Here is an 18,841-nt window from a genome sequence, read left to right as displayed (position 1 = left end):
GGCTCGGCGCTTCATCCGGGGGGATTTTTCGAACCATGACCAATGCGTATCGGCTGCTGCTGTCGGCTGCCCTGTTGTCACTTGCCGCGCCCGCGCTCGCCAAGGGCGAGGCACCGCCCTCGCCGCAGGAGCAGCAGAAGGCGGTAGCCGAGTTCAAGGCCTCGCTTCATCCGCGGACGGGCGTCATCGCGCTGCCCGAAGCCAAGGCCAGGCTGAACCTGGGCCAGGGCTATGTCTTCTACGGTCCCGAGGATTCGCGCCGCGTGCTGGTCGATGCGTGGGGCAATCCGGCGGACGCCGCCGACGGCGTGCTCGGCATGGTGTTTCCCGCCGGCGGGGACTTCTCGAACAGCTGGGGCGCGGTGGTCACCTTCGAGGACACCGGCCATATCACCGACAAGGATGCCGCCTCGCAGGATTATGCCGCCGTTTTGAAGGACATGCAGGAAGCGACCGAGAACGCCAATGAGGAGCGCGTGAAGGCCGGCTACGGCAGGATGCACCTCGCCGGCTGGGCGCAGGCGCCGACCTACGATGCCAACCGCAAGGTGCTGGTCTGGGCGCGCGACCTCGCCGCCGAGGGCGAGCCCGAGCACAGCCTCAACTACGACGTCCGCTCGCTGGGCCGCACCGGCGTCCTCAGCCTCAACATGGTCGACGGGATGAGCCGCCTGCCGGTGGTCAAGGCTGCGGCGGGCGACCTCGGGCAGACCGTCCAGTTCGATGCGGGCGCGCGCTACGCCGACTTCGTGCCGGGCACCGACGCCGAGGCCGAATATGGCCTTGCCGGGCTGGTCGCGGCGGGCGCGGGGCTGGCGGCGGCCAAGAAGGTCGGGCTGATCGGCATCCTGCTCGCCTTCGGCAAGAAGTTCGCGGTGCTGGTCGCAGTGGCCTTCGGCGGTGCATGGCGCTGGCTCAAGGGCCGCTTCGGCAAGGGCGACGACGCCGACGGTCAGCTGCAGGACTGAGCGCATGGCCGACGACGATTACGTCTATGACGAGGAAGGCGGCGAGTGGCTGCCGGCGGCCGAGCTCGCCGAGCGCCAGCGCGCCGCCGCGGCGGTGGAGGTGCGCGATTCGGTCGGCAACCTCCTCGCCGACGGCGACCAGGTGACGCTGATCAAGGACCTCGACGTCAAGGGCGCGGGCCAGACCCTCAAGCGCGGGACGCTGATCAAGTCGATCCGCCTGACCGGCGACCCGCAGGAGATCGACTGCAAGTTCGACGGCATCCGCGGCCTGGTCCTGCGCGCGGAGTTCGTGCGCAAGCGCTAGGGCGTCAGGGATGCAGCCCGGCGCGGGCTAGCGAACGCCAGCCGCCGCGCCGCCGATTTGCGCGCCGTTCGGATCGGCTAGCCTGAAGCCGAAGCCGACTTCGGCGGCGCCAGGGCCCGTGAACAGGCCGGTGAAGCTCCCGTTATAGCCTGATCCTGAAAGGGACCCGCCCAAGGTCCCGTTGGCCTGCAAGGTGCCGGTGCCGGTGAAGGCGAGATTGGTCTGACTCTGATTGACGACAGGTCCGCCAAGATTGAGGCTCGTCTGCACCGTCTTTGCCCCGAAGTCCGCGACGAGTTGCATGAAGCCCGAACTCAGGATGGAGTCCGCGCCAAACGTATAATACGCGCGCGCCGGGCCGGTGAATGTTGCCGTACCGGTCGAAGGCATGTCGCCGGGCTGAGTGGCGAAGCCGCCAACACCCAAAAAGGCCTGGCGCTGCTTGTCGACGAAACCATTGCCGCTGACCGTCTCGGTCAGGCGCGTAAAGTTGACAATGGTCGTGTAGCGCAGCGGCTTGTCGCTCCCGGTGCCACCGCTCGGACGGTAGACGGCTAGGTAATCGCTGACATTGCCGTTGGTCTTCTCATAGGCCGCAAAGGCGGCATTGCTGTACGCGCTGCTCGCATCGGCGGGGCCGAAGGTCTGGCTGAGCGTCGCGTTGCGCACGGTGTAGGTACCGCTGGCGGGATTGAAGGTGATTGAGAGTACGCCACTCTCCGCGGGCTGCAGTGAAATCGATCCGCTCGGGACATTGCTGCCCTCGGCCCGCACCATCGTTGCGCCGGACAGCGGAATGGTCTGCTCACCCGTCAGCGCACCGAAGCTGTTGTAGGTGTAGGTAGGGTTCGAGGGCGGGGGCGGGGTCGAGGCGACCGGGGTGCCTGCGCCACCGCCGCCACAAGCCGCGAGCATGAGTGCAAGAACCGACAAAGAGGCAACGCCACACAAACGCATCGGACCGCCTTTAACTTGAAGCATTCGGGGCTCCAATGTCGCGTCGACTGTTGGCGGGCAATGTCTCAAGCGGCTCCGGGCACGGAAGAACCGCGACTGTGGCGCGCTGACTACATAGTGGTGACGGGCGGCGGCACCGCGTAGGGCATGACCAGCGTTCCGTCGGGGGCGGCGGTGAAGGTGGTTTGGGTGGGGTAGGCGAACTCGATTTCTTCGGCGGCGAAGCGGCGGAGGAGGTCGAGGATGATCGCCGCCTTGGCCTGGAACAGGTGGTCCTGGTCGAGGCCCTCGTGGCGGAAGACGAGGTCGTGGTCGAGGCTGCTCGGCCCGAACGCGGTCATGACGCAGCGCTGAAGGTGACAGCCGGGCTGGCTTTCGACCGCGGCGCGGGCGAGGGCGGGGACGGCCTCGAGCTTTGCCGGGCTGGTCTGGTAGGTGAGGCCGAAGCGCAGCGTCTCCTGCCGGTCGCTCCCGCCGGCGAGATTGCGGATCTCGCGCTCGAGCAGCTTGGTGTTGGCCATGATCACCGCCTCGCCGGTGACGCTGACGAGGCGGGTGGTCTTGAGGCCGATCTTCTCGACCGTGCCGGTGGTGGTGTCGAAGCGGATCGTGTCGCCGCGCCGGAAGGGCTTGTCGAACAGGATCGAAAGCGCGGCGAAGAGATCGGAGAAGATGCCCTGCGCGGCAAGGCCGATGGCGATGCCGCCGATGCCGAGGCCCGCGACCAGCGCGGTGACGTTGACCCCGAGATTGTCGAGGATGACCACCAGCGCGATCGCAAACACCGCGACGCTGACGAGGACCCGGATCACCCCCATGGCATTGCCGACCGCGGTGTCGCCCGGGCGCTCGCCGGCGCGCGTGCCGATCACGCCGAGGATGAGCTCGCGGCCCCAGACCGCGGCCTGGAGCGCGAAGGCGACGGTGAAGGCGATGTTGCTGAGCCGGGCGATCCGCGCGGGCGGGTCGGCATAGTTGAGGACGATGTCGATCGCCGCAATCGCCATGAAGACAAGGCTGGTCTTGGTCAGCACCCGGCCGATCACGCCCGACCAGCCGACGCAGCGCGGATCGCGGTCGATCATCTTGTGGCCGACCGCGCGCGCGATCAGCATCAGCCCGACGAGGCCGATCGCGACGAGGGTCCCGATCAGCAGCGCGTCGCTGTTCTGGGTCAGCCAGCGGCTGAGCGAATTGACTTTGTCCATGGGGGCAGCGGGATGGCCGCGACCGCCCGCGAAGGCAAGCCGCCGTGCCTCAGGCCGCGACCGCCTCGGCGACCTTGGCGGGCGAGGTCCTGGCGGCCTTCACCACCTCGTCGACCTTCTTCGCCTTGCGCTTCTTCTTGCCCATCAGCCAGTCGAGGAGACCGACTTCGGCGCTCGACAGATATTTGCGCGCCCGCGGCCGCTCGATCGCACCGAGGGGAAGCTTGGGATTGTCCCGCGCGGCGTCGATCAGCTTGGGATGGACATAGCTCTTGCGGCTGATCGCGGGCGTGTTGCCAAGTGCCTCGGCGACCGGTTCTAGCACGGTCTTGAGGCTGATCTTGCGGGCTTCCTCTTGCTGCGCGGTCAGCATCTGTTCGAAGGCGATCACGCTCGCGCCCCAAGTGCGGAAGCTTTTGGCGGTGAACTCGCCGCCGGTGCCCTCGCGGATATAGTCGTTGACGTCGGCGCTGGTCACCGGACAGGCTTCGCCGTCGTCGGTCAGATACTGGAAGAGGTGCTGGCCGGGCAGGTCGTGGACCTTGCTGACGACCCGTTTCAGCCGCGCGTCCGACATCTTGAGTTCGCGGACGATGCCGTGCTTGCCCTTGAACTTGACGACCAGCTTGTTGCCCGCCTTGCGGACGTGGCGGCTGCGCAGCGTGGTTGCGCCGAAGCTCTTGTTCGACTTGGCATATTGCTCGTTGCCGATGCGGATATGCTCGGTGTCGAGGAGGCGGACGACCGCGGCGAGGACGGCCTCGCGGCTGGTCGCCTTGGCGCCGAGGTCCTGTTCGACCTTCTTGCGCAGTCGGGGAAGCGCGGCGCCGAACTCGATCGTGCCGAGATACTTCTTCTTGTCGCGGCGCGAGGTGAAGTCGGGGTGGTAGCGATATTGCTTGCGGCCCCGGGCGTCGCGGCCGGTCGCCTGGATGTGGCCGTTGGGGAAAGGGCAGAACCAGGCGTCGGTGTAGGCGGGCGGAAGCGCGATGCCGTTCAGCCGGTCGATCTCGTCCCGGTCGGTGATGCGCTTGCCGTCGGGATCGAAATAGGCCCACTTTCCCTTGATCTGTTGGCGCGAGATGCCGGGCTGGTCGTCGCAGCAGTGGCGGAGGCGGGCGGGGGCGGTGGGCTTGTCCATCTTGGCGGAAAAGCGCCGAAGGGCTAGGGCTTGTTCCGGATGCGGCCCAAAGTCCTGATCATGGCAAGCGACGGGTTCGAACAGGACGAGCTGTTCGTGCCCCTCGAACGACTGCGCGAGGCAGGCTGCACGGTCGCGGTCGCCGCGCCCGCGTCGGCGCCGATCCGGGCCACCGTGCTCGACGATCCGGGCGAGTGGATCACCCCCGACCTCACCATCGCCGAGGCGTCGGCGGCGACATGGGACGCGCTGATCCTGCCCGGCGGCCTCATCAATCCCGACCACCTGCGGACCAACGCCGAAGCGGTGGCGCTGGTGCGCGATTTCGTGGACGCCGGAAAGCCGGTCGGCGCCATCTGCCACGGGCCGTGGCTCTTGGTCGAGGCCGACGCGCTGCGCGGCAGGCGGGCGACGGGCTGGCGCTCGATCCGGACCGACCTGCGCAACGCCGGCGCGCTGGTGGAGGAGGGGCCGGTGGTGGTCGACGGCACGCTCGTCACGGCGGTCGGGCCGTCCGACAGCGCGGCCTTCGCCGATGCAATCCTGCGCCTCGCGTCAACCAAAGGCTAACCATTCGCGCTTACCCCAACGCCCATGGACGGGAGTGGGGACGACATGCTGGGCTGGAGCCTCGATGGCCTGGCCGCGGGGCTGCTCGGCGCAGCGGTGGGCGTATCGGCGCTATTGCTCGGGCAGGGCGTGCCCGGCGTGGTCGCGGCGGCGGCGGTGAGCCTTACCGCGCTCGCTATGCTGCGGCAGGTGCGGCCCGAGCCGCGGCGTTTCAAACTGCCGGTCTTCGCCTTGCCGGCCGTGCCGGTCGAGGCGGTCGACGTCCTCGACCTGACCGACGTGGCCGAGGACGAGGAAGCGATGCTCCTCGAGGACCGTCTCGAACCCGCGCCCGAGGACAGCCGCGTGGTGCAGCTCTTCGCCGCGCGTCCGCTGCCGACCCCGGGCGAGCTGCGCCAGCGGATCGAAGCACATCTCGGCGAGCGACCAGAAAGCCGCGGCGGCACCGTCCTCGAACTCGAGGTCGATGCCACTGCCGCCCTCCGCCAGGCCCTCGGCGACCTCCGCCGGAGCCTCGCCTGACCCGGCCCTAATCGTCGAGAGTCAGGGCTCCGATCTCGACCTCGACCGACCCGTCGGGTCGTTTCATCGGCGGGCTCGTCACCTCGATGTCGGCGACGAACCCGCGCGGCAGGTCGAACTCGGCGTCGCACAGGCCAGCAAGCCATAGCGCGGTAAACGCTTCGGCCTTGTCGCCCGACACGACGAAACTCGCTTCGTGCCGTTCGCCCTCGAGGGTCAGGCTGTGCCAGTCGGTGGTGGACCAATGGCCTAGCGAAATGCGGTTGCGGTCCTCCCCGGCGCGTTGCATCAAGCAACGGAGCAGGGAGGTAGCGTAGGCGGTCATCCGCGGCCGGTTCATCGAACCTGCTCCAGATAGTGCCGTACCTTCGTTATCGTCTCGGCTCTGGGTTCGCGCCCGCGACGAAGGTCGAAGACAAATCTCGGATCCCCCATCACAATTCGCCCGAACCTCGCTGGACTCTGGTTCGTGCTGTTAAGAAATCTTTCAACGTCCCGCAGTAAATACACCGTCCTGGCCCCCCGACCAATGACGACTCGGCACCTCAGGTGTCTCAATTGGCGTCCTACATGTCTAGGTGTTTTCCTATGGCCGAAAGTAAAAATCCTATTGCCGATCCACGCGAAACGCTTCGCCGACTGACCCAGGAAAGGGGCGAGGACTTCACCAGCCTGTCGCGGCTGGTCGGGCGCAACACCGCGTACATCCAGCAATATATCCGGCGCGGGACACCCAAGCGCCTGCCCGAGCGGGAGCGCCGGATCCTCGCGCGGCACTTCGGAGTCTCGGAACAGTTGCTCGGGGCCGAAGCCGCGTCCTCCGTCGCGGGCGGGATGGTGAGCCTGCCGCTGGTGGAACCGGATCCGGGGGCGGGAAAGGCAGGCCTCGCTTTCGCCGCCGACTGGCTCGCGCGGCTCGGCGGGAACGGGGCCGACGCCTTGCGGCTCGCGACGGTGGCCGGGGACGTGATGGCGCCGACCCTCAGCGAGGGCGACGATCTTATCGTCGATGTCGAGGATGGTGCCGCGACGCTGCGCGACGGGCTTTATCTGCTCGCGCTCGAGGATCGCCGCGAGGTCCGCCGCCTGACCCTCCACCCGGTACGGGCCGAGGTGACGGTGCAGTCGGACAATCCGGCCTATGCCGACTGGCCGGGCGTCGCGCCCGCCGAATTGCAGGTGATCGGGCGCGTAATCTGGGCCGGGCGGCGCTTCGCCTAGCGCTGGCGGCGCATCACCCAGAGGAGGACGGCGATTCCCGCGCCGACCGCGACCCCGATCATGGTGCCGATGCTCGGCTGGTCGACCGCGATCCCGATCGCGGCCCCGACGAGGAAACCGACGAAGAGCAGGCATCCGCCGGCGTAAAGGGGTTTGTCTTGCTGGGCAGCCATGGACGGGCTCATGGCAGAGCGGGCGGCCCGCGCCAAGGAAACATGGTGAACGGCCTCCTAATCCTGTTTCTTGGGCGCTCCTTACCGGCTCGGCCCGTAATCCCGGCGGGTGCTTGCCTACATCGCCTCGAGAGCCGCGCTTGCGGACGCCTGCCAGCTGATCGACACCTTCGGCGACGACGCTTCGTTCGAAGCGGCGCTTCGTGCGGAAAAGGCCCGCGACCGGGGCAATGTCGTCAATTTCTGCCACTGGCGGCAGATCGAGCGGGTCATCGTCACGCTCGCCAGCAACGAACCGGTCGGCACCGTCCACTAGGGCTCAGGCCGCTCGACAGAGGTTGACCTCGACCGCCCCCTCGGCTTCCTGTGGATGCCGAAAAGGGGAGCGTGTCGATCTTGTCCAACTGGAACGTGAAGAAGCACGTCGGCGCCGCCGACGAGCAGCCCGAGCATCATCGCCTGGCGCGGACCCTGGGGTGGCCGCACCTCGTCGCGCTCGGAGTCGGCGCGATCGTCGGCACCGGCATCCTTACCCTGATCGGGGTCGGGGCAGGGAAGGCTGGTCCCGCCGTCATCCTCTCCTTCGCCATCGCCGGCGTGATCTGCGCCTGCGCCGCGCTCGCTTATGCCGAAGTCGCGACGATGATCCCCGCCTCGGGCTCGGCCTACACCTACAGCTATGTCGTGTTCGGCGAGCTCATCGCCTGGATCATCGGCTGGAGCCTGATCCTCGAATATAGCCTGGTGGTGAGCGCGGTGGCGGTCGGCTGGTCGGGCTATGCCGCGGGCTTCCTCTCGGGCACGGCCTTTGCGCTCCCGCCCGAGTGGATCGCGGGCCCGCATGCCGGCGGAATCCTCAACCTGCCGGCCGTGTTCATCATCGCCGTCGTCGCCTTCATGCTGAGCGCCGGGACGCGCGAAAGCGCGACGCTCAATGCGATCCTCGTGGTGATCAAGATGCTCGCGCTTGCGCTGTTCGTCGCGGTCGCATTGCCGCACTTCGACGCCGCCAATTTCGAGCCCTTCATGCCGTTCGGCTTCCCGCGCTCGGGCGCCGCCGGATCCGAGGTCGGAGTCATGGCCGCCGCCGCGATCATCTTCTTCGCCTTCTACGGGTTCGACGCGATCGCGACCGCCGCCGAGGAAGCCAAGAACCCCGGCCGCGACCTCTCGATCGGGATCGTCGGCTCGATGATCGCCTGCGTCGCCATCTACATGGCGGTGGCCGCCGCCGCGATCGGCGCGCTTAGCTTCACCCGCTTTGCCGCGAGCCCCGAGCCGCTCGCCCTGATCCTGCGCGAGATCGGGTCGGGCTGGGCCGCGCGGATCCTCGGCGCCAGCGCGGTGATCGCGCTTCCGACGGTGATCCTCGCCTTCTTTTACGGGCAGAGCCGGATCTTTTTCACCATGGCCCGCGACGGTCTCCTGCCGCAGCCGCTCGCACGCGTGTCCAGCCGCGGCAGCCCGGTGCGGATCACCATCTTCACCGCGGTCATCGTCGCCGTGATCGCCGGGCTGTTCCCGCTCGACGAGATCGCCGCGCTGGCCAATGCCGGAACGCTCGCGGCCTTTGTCGCGGTGTGTGCGGCGATGCTGGTGCTGCGCCGGCGCGCGCCCGACGCGGAGCGCAAGTTCCGGGCCCCGCTGGCGCCGGTCATCGGCACCGTCGGCATCCTCGGCTGCCTCTATCTCTTCTACAGCCTGCCGGCGAAGACCCAGCTCTACTTCCTGATCTGGAATGGCATCGGGCTGGTCGTCTATTTCGCCTGGGCGCAGTTCCAGGCGGCGCGGGTGCGGCGGGCCGCGGCCTAGAAGCGGGGCTTGCGCAGCGAGCGCTGGAGCCCCGCGAGGTCGCTCCGGCCCCACTGGCTGGCCCAGGGGCTGTTCGCGGCGCGGTCGTCGCGCAGATAGTCGGGGGCGACCCAGCGCGCGGCGGCGATCTCGGGGCGGGCCTCGGCCAGCTTCTTGAGGTCGTAGGGCGCATGGAACTTGAGGCCGGCGGTGTCGCCATGCGCCCAGGTGACGGTCGCGAAGATCGCGCCCGCCGCGTCGAGATCGAGCAGCAGTTCGGCGCCGAGCGGAAGACCCGACACGCCCTCGATCAGCGCGCCGCCGGCCGAGATGTTGCGCAGTCGGACAGGCGTGGTGTCGTGATTGTAGCAGACGTTGCCGCTCCAGATGAGCGGGTGGCGAAGTGCGCGCTCCTGCTGCGCGGGCGCGTTCTCCTCGACCGGAGCGGGAGCGGGCTCGGCAATCGCCTCGGGCTCGGCATCCTCGGCCAGCGCGACATCGGGGAAGGAGCGGCTGAGCACGTCGCGCAGCGTGTCGGCGAGTTCCTCGACCTCGAGGTCGATCCGCGTTTCGTGCGCGAATTCGAGGCCGATGCGGTCGCCCTTGATCCAGCGGACCGCGGCCTCGACCCTGTTGTTCTCGCCGAGGCACAGCTCGATCCGGTCCCACAGGCGAAGTTCACCGGCGCCCTCGATCATCGCGCCGCCGCCCGACAGGTTGATCAGCGTGACCTCGCGCTCGGCACCGTCGTGAACGAGCCCGACCGTCTTCGCTTCGAGCCGATGCCGGTCGCCATCGCGGTGATTGGCCTGACGCACCGTTTCGCGCGGGATCGACAGATCCGAGAAGCTTTCATCCTCGTGCGGTTCGATCGCACGCGGACGCTTGGTCTTCAGCAGCGGGCTTTCCTGCTTGCTGCCGAACAGCTTTTCCCGAAATTCGTTCATCGCCTGTCGGCCGCCCTTCACCCGCTGGTTCGCGTAGACCATAGCGCGGCGAGGTTACCAAAGGGCTAAGTTTGACACCCCGCCGGATCCGGTGGGCGCGCCATTTGCCTCGCCGCGCGGCCTCGTGCACCTTCGCTGTCGTGACAGAGCAGAGCACCGCCCCCGTCCGCCGGCGCATCTTCCTTGCCGGCGCGACCGGGACGATCGGGAAGGCCACGGCGCGGGCTTTGCATGCGCGCGGGCACGAGGTCGTCTGTTTCGTTCGCCCGGCGGCGAAGGCCGAGGGGCTGGAGGGCGCCGACATCCGCCGCGGCGACGTCACCGATCCGCGCTCGGTCGAAACCGCTGGCTTTCGCGGCGAGCGGTTCGATACGCTCGTCTCGTGCCTCGCCTCGCGCACCGGCGCGCCGGCCGACGCGCAAGCCATCGACCATGACGCGCAACTGATCCTGCTCGACGCCGCACGACGCGCGGGCGTCGCGCATGTCGTGCTGCTGTCCGCCATCTGCGTGCAGAAACCGCGATTGGCCTTCCAGCATGCCAAGCTCGCCGTCGAGCGGGCGCTGGTCGGCAGCGGGATCGCCTACACCATCGTGCGCCCGACCGCGTTCTTCAAATCGCTGTCAGGGCAGGTCGCGCGGGTGCAGCGCGGCAAGCCGTGGCTGCTCTTCGGCGACGGCAGGCTCACCGCCTGCAAGCCGATCAGCGATGCCGACCTCGCGGCGTTCCTCGTCCGCTGCGTCGAGGACGAGTCACTGCGCAACCAGCGCCTTCCCATCGGCGGCCCCGGACCTGCGATCACTCCGCGCGAGCAAGCGGAGATGCTGTTCGCCATGCTCGGCAAGCCTGCCCGTTTTCGCTCTGTTTCCGTGCGCATGATGGATGCGATCATCGCCGCGCTGAGCTTGTTCGGGCGCCTGTCGCCCAAGCTTCGCGACAAGGCCGAGCTCGCGCGAATCGGGCGCTATTATGCGACCGAGTCCATGCTCGTGTGGAAGGGCACGCATTATGATGCCGACGCGACGCCCTCGACCGGTTCCGAAACGCTCCGCGATCATTATGCGCGGCTGCTGCGCGGGGAGGCTGAGAGCGATCTCGGCGCGCATGCGCTGCTACCGCCCTGAGGCCCGTTTGGTACATCGCCGATAACCGTTTATGAACGCGCGGCCCCAAGTTGCGTGAGTGATGTCGGATGACAGGGACGGACGACTTTCCCGAATTCGAACGATGGGGCCTGCGCTTCGAACCGTGGGTGCGCACCGTCGCGGTCGATGACCGCCGGACCTTGCTCGACCCGCGCTCGGGCAGCGTGTTCGAAACGCTCGCCCGCCGCTTTGGACAATGCGTCACCAAGGAAGAGCTGCTGCGCACTGCCTGGCCTGGGCAGATCGTCCAGGAGAACAGCCTCGCCAAGGCGATCAGCAAGCTGCGCCAGGCGATCGCCGGGTCGGATATCGAGATCGTCGCATCTTACGGCCTCGGCTACGTCATGCGCACGGTCGAAGGGGCGGTCCCGCGCGAGCCCGAACCCGAGCCGCGCGCCGCGCTCGGCGAACCCGTGCCGGCACCGCGCGAGCGGCCGGTCGGCAAGGCGGTCGCGCTCGGCCTCACCATCCTGCTTCTCGCTGGCGCCGGAGCCGCGACCATCGACCGCTCACGGGCACCCGCCGAAGTCCGCAAGGGCCCGCTGCTGACCCATGATGCGCCGGGCTCGGTCGCGACCATCCTGTGGGTCGACGACCATCCGTCGAACAACAGCCAGCAAGTCGCCGACTTCCGCAAGAACCAGATTGCGGTGCACCTCGCCGAGACCACCGAGGATGCGCTCAAGCTCCTCGCGATGAACCATTACGACCTGGTGATCAGCGACCTCGGGCGCGGCGAGGACCGGCTCGCCGGGCTCAAGATGACCGAGGCGCTGCGGGCGCGCGGCGACAAGGTGCCCGTGCTCATCTACACGATCCGCGCCAAGGATGCCGAAGGGCAGGCGGCGCAGCGGCGGATGGTTGCCGAGGCGGGGGCGACGGGACTGGTCGTGACGCCGCAGGAAGTGCGGACCGACGTCCTTCGACGCCTGTCCGCGACCTCCTCCTAGCGCCGCCTTCTTCCCGCAGCGGAGGCCGCCCTCACGCCTTGTGCGTGCGTAGCCACGCGAGCGCGGCAGGCTTCAGGCGCCCGTTCTCCGACAGGCGCGTCGCGATCCGCGTCGTGACCTGCGTGATCGGCTTGCGGTCGCTCGCTGCGACATTGGCCCTGGCGTAGGCGTCGAGCTTGGCGATCGTCTCGGGCTTCCCGCTGCCCGCGCCGAGCTGGGCGAGAAAGCGCGACCAGCCCGAGCTGTCGACCAGGCTTCGCACCTGCGCCAAGTGCGCGAGCGCGAAGTCGAGCGCCATTTCGGGATGCTCCGCCGCGACCGCCGAGATGATCCCCGAGCTCACGGTCTTGCCCGGTTCCGGCGTCAAAGCGAGGTCGAGCGCGCGGCGCGCGAGCGATTCGTTCTTCGTCCGCCCGAGCAGCTCGTAATAGGTCGTGCGCTCGACCGAGCCGGTGGCGGTCTGCGCGAGCTGGTGGAGTTTCTCCCACGTCGCCTCGTCGGCATCGTAGGCGACGACACCGAGCCAGGTCGACTTGAGCGAGCCCGGGATGGCGGCGGGGGCGGCGAACAGGCGACGCGCCTCGGCTCGCACCGCGGGATCGCCCACTTCGCCGAGCACGGATATCAACTGCGGCCGGAGCGTCGCGTCCATCACCGGCTCGCCCTCGCGCGGGGCGAGGCCCATGCGGTCGAGCATCGGCTTGAACCGCGCCTCGATCTGCGCCGCGACGAGCGCCTGGCTGGCCGCATCGCCCGAGAACAGGCCGTAGAGCCCCGACCATTTGCCGAGCGCGCTCGCCGCCACCTTGGGATGGGCATTGCCCGGCACCGCCGCGAGCATGTCGAGCGCGGGGGCATAGGCCTGATAGCCCGAGCGCGACAATGCGCTGGTGTCGTTGAGGAGGCCATATTGGTCGACCGGCCCGAGGCTCGCGAAGGCGCGGGTCAGTTCGGCGAGCTGGTTGGGCTGGTAGAGCGTCCGGTAATAGCCCGTCTGCCCGGCGTTGAGCAGCAGCGGGCCGCAGCCCGGCGCGCTGAGCGTCGTGGTCCGCCCTTCGGTGACGAGCGCGGTCGGCGTGCCCCCGACGGTCATCGCGCGCACCGGGACGTGCCATGACAGCGGAGTCAGCTTGCCTTGCTTGTCCTCGCTATACTGGTCCTGCGTCAGGGTCGCGCGCACCGTGCCGCCGGCGCAGGTCGCGGGGCCGACGCGGATCAGGGGAATACCCGGCTGCAACGTGAAGTCGTGCGCGATGCGCGTCAGGCCCCTGGCGCCCGCGCCCTCGACCGCCGACCACAGGTCGTCGCTGACGGTGTTCCCGTATTTGTGCTTGGCGACATAGGCCTGGATGCCGCGCTGCCAGACGTCGGGGCCGGCGAAGCCCTCGAGCATCGCGATCACCGATTCGCCCTTCTGATAGGTGATCGTGTCGAACGCCTGGTTGGCCTGTTCGACCGTGCGGACCTGCTGGACGATCGGATGCGTCGTCGACAGGGCGTCGATCGACAGCGCCGCCTCGCGCGAGGCGACATGGTCGACGTCGCCGCCCCATTCGGGGTGGAAATGCTGCTCGGTCTTGTTTGCCATCCAGCTGGCGAAACCCTCGTTCAGCCAGAGGTCGTCCCACCACGCCATGGTGACGAGATCGCCGAACCACTGGTGCGCCATCTCGTGCGCCTGGACGCCGAAGATGTCGTGGCGCTCGGCCTCGGTGGTGATGGCGGGATCGTCGAGCAGGATCCGCTCGAAGGTGAAGATCGCGCCCCAATTCTCCATCGCGCCGAAGAATTGCGACTGGCCGGGGCCGGCGACATTCTCGAGCTTAGGAAGCGGATAGCGCGTCCCAAAATACTGGTTGTAATAGGTCAGCACCTGGCCTTCGGCGTCGAGCGCGGTGCGGGCCTTGGCTTCGTTGCCGCGGCCGACGGTGATCGCGACCTCGGTGTTGTCGACCGTCTTCGAGATGCGGCCGAAGTCGCCGCTGGCGAAAAACAGGAGGTAGCTCGACATCAAGGGCGTGGTGCCGAAAGTGACGCGCTTTTTGCCGCCAGGCAGCGCCGCGGTCTTCGCGACGGGCATGTTGCCGATCGCCATCTGGTTCGCGGGCACCACCGCCGACAGGTCCCACGGCGTCTTGTAGTCGGGCTCGTCCCAGCTCGGCACGAAGGCGCGGGCGTCGGAGGCTTCGAACTGCGTAAAGAGCGAGCGGCGCGGGCTTCCGTCGGGTGCCTTGCTGTCGAGCGCGAACAGCCCGGTCGCCTGCTCGTTGATGACGCCGTCATAAGCGATGCTCAGCCGGTAGCGGCCGGCCTGGAGCCTGGCGGGGAAGGTGAGGGTGGCGGTCTCGTTCGCCTTGCTGACGACCGCCCGGCCGCGCTGCGCCGCGCCGCCGCCCGCGCGCTGGATCGACACCGCGCCCAGCTTGAGGTCCTTGGCGTTCAGCGTGAGGCTGTTCGTCGGCTTCACCACGTCGAGGTCGATCGCGACCTTGCCCGCAAAGCGCAGGTTCGCCGCGTCGGGCGTCACCTCGACGCTGTAGTGGCGCGGGATGGCGGTGCGGGGCAATTGCGTGACGCTGGATTCGATCCGGTCCTGCGCGGGCTGCGCGAGCGCGGCCCCGGGAAGAAGCGACGCACTCAGAAGCAAGAGGGGCAGTGTACGCATGACCGACATTCTCCAGCGATGGAACGGCGCCGTGTGCGCCTATCCGCCAGCGCTTGCAATCGGCCTCGACGCGGCCACCGGCGGCGCGCCGCCGACCGCCTGGTAGAGGCCGATCAGCGCGTTCAGCCGGTCGGCGCGAAGCTGCACCAGCGACAGCTCGACGCCGAGCAGGCTGCGCTGCGCGTCGACCTGCTCGATGTAGGGCGAATAGCCCGCGTCATAGCGGTTGCGCGCGTGGCGCAGCGCGTCGGCCACCGCGACCCGTTGCGCGTCGAGCGCGGCCTGCTGGTCGCGCAGGCGGGCGAGCGTCGCGAGCCGGTCCTCGACCTCGCGGAAGGCGGTGAGCACGGTGCCGCGATAGGCGAAGGCCGCCTGGTCGCGCCGCGCGGTCGCCGAGGTCAGCTGACCCTTGAGGCGCCCGCCGTCGAAGATCGGCGCGAGCACGCTTCCGCCCAGCGACCAGATCGAGATTGGCGACTTCAAAAGGTCGGAGAAGACCGTTCCGACCGACCCGCTGATCCCGATCGTCGGCAGGAAGCGCGCGCGGGCGGCCCGCATCTGCGCGTCGCTCGCCGCGAGCTGATATTCGGCCGCCGCAATGTCGGGACGGCGGCGCAGGAGTTCGGACGGGACGATCGCGGGGGGCGGGGGCTGGGTGAGGCTGGTGAGCGTACCGCCGCGCCGGATCGCCCCCGGCAGCGCGCCGGTCAGCACCGACAGCGCATTCTCCTGCCGCGCGATCTGCGCCTCGACCTGCGGCACCAATTGCGCGGTCGACTGATACTCTGCCTGCGCCTGACGCCATTCGAGCTGCGAGGTGTAGCCGACCTCCGCGCGCCGCTGCGCATAGTGGACCGACTTCTGCTGCACCGCGAGCGTGCGTTTGAGCGTGTCGAGCCGCGCGTCGAGCGCGAGCAGGGTGACATAGCCGCTGGCGGTCGCGCCGCTGACGCTGAGGAGCGTGGCCTCGCGCGCCGCTTCGCTCGCCGCCACACCGGCACGCGCGGCATCGATCCCGGCACGGTTCTTGCCGAACAGGTCGAGCTCGTAACTCACGCGCGCGAGCGGCTGGGCGACCACCGATTCCTGCGCCTTGCCGAACGCCGACACCTCGCGCCGGACCGCGGCATTGGCGCCGCCCTCGACCGTGGGAAAGAGCAGAGAGCGCGACTGTGCCTCGGTCCCGCGCGCTTCCTCGATGCGCGCTGCCGCGACGAGTACGTCGTTGTTGTTGGCCCGCGCGGCCTCGACCAGCGCCGTCAGCGCGGGGTCGCCGAACGAAGCCCACCAGCGCTGGTCGATCGCGGCCGTTCCGGGCAGCTCGGTGCGCCAGGCGAGCGGCGGCGTGACGACCGAGGCGTCGGGCACCGGGCGAAGGGCAGGGGCGCAGCCCGACAAGGCGAGCACGGCGACGAGGGCGAGGCGCGATGCGGCGGTCATCGGCTCACTTGCCCCCGGCGGTGTGGACGGTCGCCACCACCGACATGCCCGGCCCGAGGCGCTGGGAGAGTGGCTGATTGCGGTCGAGCGCGATCCGGACCGCGATGCGCTGCGGCACCTTGACGAAATTGCCCGCGCCCGCGTCGGGCTTGACCAGGCTGAACTCGGTGCCCGCCGCCGGCGCGATGCTCTGGACCCGGCCCGTGAGCTTCTCGCCGCCGAGCGCATCCACCGTCAGCGTCGCGCGCTGGCCGACCCGCATCTTGGCGGTCTGCGTTTCCTTGAAATTGGCCGTGACCCACAATTCGTCGGGCACCAGATACATGAGCTGCGTTCCCGCCGAGACCAGCTGCCCGACCCGCGCCGAAATCTCGCTCAGCCGGCCCGCGCGCGGCGCGCGTATCTCGGTCCGCGAGAGGTCGATGCGGGCGAGTTGGGCCGAGACGTCGGCGCCCTCGACCTGTGCTTCCAGCGCGCCGCGGCCGACCTGCACCGTGCGGACCTGTTCGGCCGCGATCGCCCGCTGCGCCTGCGCCTGCTGCACGCTCGCCTGCGCCTGCTTCAAGGCGGCGCGCGCCTGGTCGCGTTCGCGTAGCGAGACCGAGCCTTCGCCCGCGAGTTCGTCGATCCGGCGCATGTCGGCTTGCGCCTTCTCCAGCCCGGCGCGCGCGGCGCTGACCGCGGCGTCCTGAAGCCGCATCTGCGCTTCGCCCGAGCGCAGGCTCTGCTGGCTGTTGGCGAGGGTCGCGCGCTGCGCGGCGATGCTCGCCTCGCCCTGCCGGACCCGCTGCTGGAAGGGCGTGGGGTCGATCCGCGCGAGGAGCTGGCCCGGCTGCACCCGGTCGAAATCCTTGACCGGAACCGCGATCAAATAACCCGCGACCTGCGGGCTGATCACCGTCGTCTGCCCGCGCACATAAGCGTTGTTGGTGGTCTCGTCGCCGCTGTCGAAGGGGGGCAGCCCCCACGCCCAGAGCGCCGCGAGGACACCCGCGACGATGACGAAGATCCCGCCGACGAGCTTCGGGCGCGAGACATTGGGCGACCAGCCCTTGGGCCGGGCCGTCGCTGGGCTGGCGTCGGCAACCGCCGCGTCTGGGGCATCCACCTCGGTCGCGGGTCGATCGAGGACCTGGTCTTCACTCATCATTGGCTCCGGTTGGTCATGGCTTGAAGGGCGGCGAGCTCCTTGCCGAGCGGATTGTGCCCGCGCACGCGGTTGATCACCCACGGCACGAGCACCACCACGAAGGCGATGACGGCGAGCCACCCGATCACGAAGAACACGTCGTTGAAGGCGAGGACCGCCGCCTCGCGGCCCGCCTCGCGCGACACCTGGCCCGCAGCGAGGCTCTGGCGGAGCGCGGGGTCGGAGACGGTCGAGGCGGCGCTGGTCGCGGCGCGGCGCAGGCCCTCTGCGAGCTGCGGGTTGGCGGCGGTCAAGGTCGCGCTGGCGTCGAGCAGGTGGGTCTTGAGGCGGATGGTCTGGAGCGCCGACAGCCCGGCCGTGCCGGCGAGGCCGCCCAGCGTCTGCGACAGCGAGAAGATCGCGATGAAGCTGACCACATGGCCCGGTCCCGCCGCGAGCGCACGGACCATCCCCTGCATCAGGACCGGACCCATGGCGTAGACCGCGGCAAAGGCGATCGCGGCCTGGGTCAGGTAAAGGTTGTTCGGCCGCGAGAGGACGCCTGTGCGGGTGTCGGCGAAGGCCGCAATGGCGATGACGAGGATCGCGAACAGGATCGGGCGGGTGAGGTCCTTGGGATCGAGCCGCACGAGCGACAGCACCGCGCCCGCGACGCTCGCCCCCGTCAGCACCCAATAATAGCCGGTGAGCTGCTCGTTGGCGTAGCCGAGCGACGCGAACAACCCGCTTGCGCCGAAGCTCTGCTCGGAGACCAGCACGCGCACGCCTGCGCCGGTGATGGCGAGCGAGAGGATCGCGCGGCTCGACAGCCAGCGCGTGTGGAGCATCGGATTGCAGCGGCGGGACTCGAGGAGAAGGCACCCGCCGAGCCCAAGCACCGCCACCGCCAGCACCGCGCCCAGCCACGGCGTATCCCACCAGACGATCCGCCCCTGGATGAGGAAGGTCACGAGCGCCATCACGCCGGTGACGAACAAGGCGGTGCTCGGCACGTCGAGCCATTCGAAAGTCTCGCGCCGTTGCCCGGGCGGCAGCCGGAAGACGGTGACGAGCCCGAGCACCAGCAGCGACAGCGCGAACTGGAATTCGAACGCCCGGTCGATCCCGCCGTCAACCAGCAGGGTGGGCGAGATGGCGCGGGCGAGGGGGAAGGCGATCTGCGACAGGCCGGTGCCGAGCACCATGCCCCCGATCCTTGCTGCGGGCGGAAGCCCCTGCATCAGATAATAGATCGACAGCGCCGAGAGGCCGCTCGCGGCCAGTCCCGCGACCGCGCGGGCGGCAAGCTCGGTCCCGTAGCCAAGCTCGAGCATCTGCACCGTGTTCGCGGCGAGCAGGCCGACCATCGCGTAGCGGACGAACGGCTGGATGCCATATTCCTGCCGCATCCGGAGGAGCAGCATGCTCATGCAGGCATAGCTCGCGTAGAAGGAGACCGAGAGCCAGCCGGCCTCGACCGGGGTCAGCGACAGCGAGCCCTGAAGCGCCGGGGTGTTGGCGAGGAGAAAGCCGTTCTGCGCGCCGCCGACCAGTCCGACGAACAGCCCGATCAGCAGATAGGCGACGCGGCGGCGGCGGGGATGGTCCGGGGTCGCGGGCGAGCCGGGAATGAGCGGCATCTCGTGCGGCCGGAAGGTATAGCCCGACCGGGGATCTTCGAGAACGGGGGGCTGGGCCATGCCGGAC

Annotated in this window: 19 protein-coding genes; 9 read left to right on the top strand and 10 right to left on the bottom strand. The window is 69.0% G+C overall.

What is annotated here, in order from left to right; translation table 11 throughout:
- Positions 1 to 35: 35 nt before the first annotated feature.
- Complete coding sequence (locus tag ABD693_RS12500; RefSeq protein WP_344697402.1) at positions 36 to 968, top strand: DUF2167 domain-containing protein; 933 nt, start codon at positions 36 to 38, stop codon at positions 966 to 968.
- Positions 969 to 972: 4 nt separating this feature from the next.
- The gene (locus ABD693_RS12495; protein WP_344697401.1) at positions 973 to 1,275 is read left to right on the top strand and encodes an alkylphosphonate utilization protein; all 303 of its coding nucleotides are present in this window, start codon (positions 973 to 975) and stop codon (positions 1,273 to 1,275) included.
- Between the two features lie 27 nt (positions 1,276 to 1,302).
- Here ABD693_RS12495 and ABD693_RS12490 read toward each other — a convergent pair whose 3' ends face one another.
- The 3 genes from ABD693_RS12490 to ABD693_RS12480 form a co-directional block, all read right to left on the bottom strand.
- Positions 1,303 to 2,256, bottom strand: a complete 954-nt coding sequence (locus tag ABD693_RS12490; RefSeq protein WP_344697400.1) for a transferrin-binding protein-like solute binding protein — start codon at positions 2,254 to 2,256, stop codon at positions 1,303 to 1,305.
- An 86-nt stretch (positions 2,257 to 2,342) separates the two neighbouring features.
- Positions 2,343 to 3,440 carry a mechanosensitive ion channel family protein gene (locus ABD693_RS12485; protein WP_344697399.1) on the bottom strand — a complete coding sequence of 366 codons (1,098 nt, stop codon included), beginning with the start codon at positions 3,438 to 3,440 and terminating at the stop codon, positions 2,343 to 2,345.
- A gap of 49 nt (positions 3,441 to 3,489) precedes the next feature.
- Positions 3,490 to 4,581: a DNA topoisomerase IB gene (locus ABD693_RS12480; RefSeq protein WP_344697398.1), complete on the bottom strand. Its 1,092-nt coding sequence runs from the start codon at positions 4,579 to 4,581 to the stop codon at positions 3,490 to 3,492.
- 39 nt (positions 4,582 to 4,620) lie between these two features.
- Between ABD693_RS12480 and ABD693_RS12475 the strand changes: the two genes are divergently transcribed.
- Positions 4,621 to 5,151: a type 1 glutamine amidotransferase domain-containing protein gene (locus tag ABD693_RS12475; RefSeq protein ID WP_344697397.1), complete on the top strand. Its 531-nt coding sequence runs from the start codon at positions 4,621 to 4,623 to the stop codon at positions 5,149 to 5,151.
- Positions 5,152 to 5,175: 24 nt separating this feature from the next.
- The gene (locus ABD693_RS12470) at positions 5,176 to 5,673 is read left to right on the top strand and encodes a hypothetical protein (RefSeq protein ID WP_344697396.1); all 498 of its coding nucleotides are present in this window, start codon (positions 5,176 to 5,178) and stop codon (positions 5,671 to 5,673) included.
- Positions 5,674 to 5,680: 7 nt separating this feature from the next.
- Here ABD693_RS12470 and ABD693_RS12465 read toward each other — a convergent pair whose 3' ends face one another.
- Positions 5,681 to 5,962: a hypothetical protein gene (locus ABD693_RS12465; RefSeq protein WP_344697395.1), complete on the bottom strand. Its 282-nt coding sequence runs from the start codon at positions 5,960 to 5,962 to the stop codon at positions 5,681 to 5,683.
- 299 nt (positions 5,963 to 6,261) lie between these two features.
- On the opposite strand from ABD693_RS12465, the gene ABD693_RS12460 reads away from it, so the two are divergent.
- On the top strand, positions 6,262 to 6,894 hold the full coding sequence (locus tag ABD693_RS12460; protein ID WP_344697394.1) for a S24 family peptidase: 633 nt from the start codon (positions 6,262 to 6,264) through the stop codon (positions 6,892 to 6,894).
- Here the strand turns inward: ABD693_RS12460 and ABD693_RS12455 are convergent.
- Positions 6,891 to 7,067: a hypothetical protein gene (locus ABD693_RS12455; RefSeq protein ID WP_344697393.1), complete on the bottom strand. Its 177-nt coding sequence runs from the start codon at positions 7,065 to 7,067 to the stop codon at positions 6,891 to 6,893. The genes ABD693_RS12460 and ABD693_RS12455 overlap by 4 nt on opposite strands.
- Before the next feature lie 109 nt (positions 7,068 to 7,176).
- On the opposite strand from ABD693_RS12455, the gene ABD693_RS12450 reads away from it, so the two are divergent.
- Complete coding sequence (locus tag ABD693_RS12450; RefSeq protein WP_344697392.1) at positions 7,177 to 7,383, top strand: hypothetical protein; 207 nt, start codon at positions 7,177 to 7,179, stop codon at positions 7,381 to 7,383.
- A gap of 80 nt (positions 7,384 to 7,463) precedes the next feature.
- The gene (locus ABD693_RS12445; protein WP_425567299.1) at positions 7,464 to 8,879 is read left to right on the top strand and encodes an amino acid permease; all 1,416 of its coding nucleotides are present in this window, start codon (positions 7,464 to 7,466) and stop codon (positions 8,877 to 8,879) included.
- On the opposite strand, the gene ABD693_RS12440 is transcribed toward ABD693_RS12445, so the two are convergent.
- Positions 8,876 to 9,805 (bottom strand): PilZ domain-containing protein, encoded by a 930-nt coding sequence (locus tag ABD693_RS12440; RefSeq protein ID WP_344697391.1) that lies wholly within the window; start codon positions 9,803 to 9,805, stop codon positions 8,876 to 8,878. The genes ABD693_RS12445 and ABD693_RS12440 overlap by 4 nt on opposite strands.
- A 140-nt stretch (positions 9,806 to 9,945) precedes the next feature.
- On the opposite strand from ABD693_RS12440, the gene ABD693_RS12435 reads away from it, so the two are divergent.
- Positions 9,946 to 10,929, top strand: coding sequence for an NAD(P)H-binding protein (locus ABD693_RS12435; RefSeq protein ID WP_344697390.1), 984 nt, complete (start codon positions 9,946 to 9,948; stop codon positions 10,927 to 10,929).
- A 68-nt stretch (positions 10,930 to 10,997) separates the two neighbouring features.
- The gene (locus ABD693_RS12430; protein ID WP_344697389.1) at positions 10,998 to 11,900 is read left to right on the top strand and encodes a response regulator; all 903 of its coding nucleotides are present in this window, start codon (positions 10,998 to 11,000) and stop codon (positions 11,898 to 11,900) included.
- Positions 11,901 to 11,931: 31 nt separating this feature from the next.
- Here ABD693_RS12430 and ABD693_RS12425 read toward each other — a convergent pair whose 3' ends face one another.
- From ABD693_RS12425 to ABD693_RS12410, 4 genes are read right to left on the bottom strand one after another with little or no spacing between them, the layout of a single operon-like run.
- On the bottom strand, positions 11,932 to 14,565 hold the full coding sequence (locus ABD693_RS12425) for a M1 family metallopeptidase (RefSeq protein ID WP_344697388.1): 2,634 nt from the start codon (positions 14,563 to 14,565) through the stop codon (positions 11,932 to 11,934).
- Positions 14,566 to 14,604: 39 nt separating this feature from the next.
- Positions 14,605 to 16,005, bottom strand: coding sequence for an efflux transporter outer membrane subunit (locus ABD693_RS12420; RefSeq protein ID WP_344697387.1), 1,401 nt, complete (start codon positions 16,003 to 16,005; stop codon positions 14,605 to 14,607).
- Between the two features lie 4 nt (positions 16,006 to 16,009).
- Entirely contained in the window at positions 16,010 to 17,152 is a 1,143-nt protein-coding gene (locus ABD693_RS12415; RefSeq protein WP_344697386.1) for an HlyD family secretion protein, read from the bottom strand.
- Complete coding sequence (locus ABD693_RS12410; protein WP_344697385.1) at positions 17,152 to 18,834, bottom strand: MFS transporter; 1,683 nt, start codon at positions 18,832 to 18,834, stop codon at positions 17,152 to 17,154. The genes ABD693_RS12415 and ABD693_RS12410 overlap by 1 nt, the downstream gene beginning before the upstream one ends.
- Positions 18,835 to 18,841 lie beyond the last annotated feature (7 nt).

The organism is Sphingomonas rosea, from assembly GCF_039538065.1.
In the GTDB taxonomy this organism is placed as follows: domain Bacteria; phylum Pseudomonadota; class Alphaproteobacteria; order Sphingomonadales; family Sphingomonadaceae; genus Sphingomicrobium; species Sphingomicrobium rosea.
The sequence above is the reverse complement of the archived record's forward strand: the minus strand, read 5'-3'. Positions and strand labels throughout refer to the sequence as shown.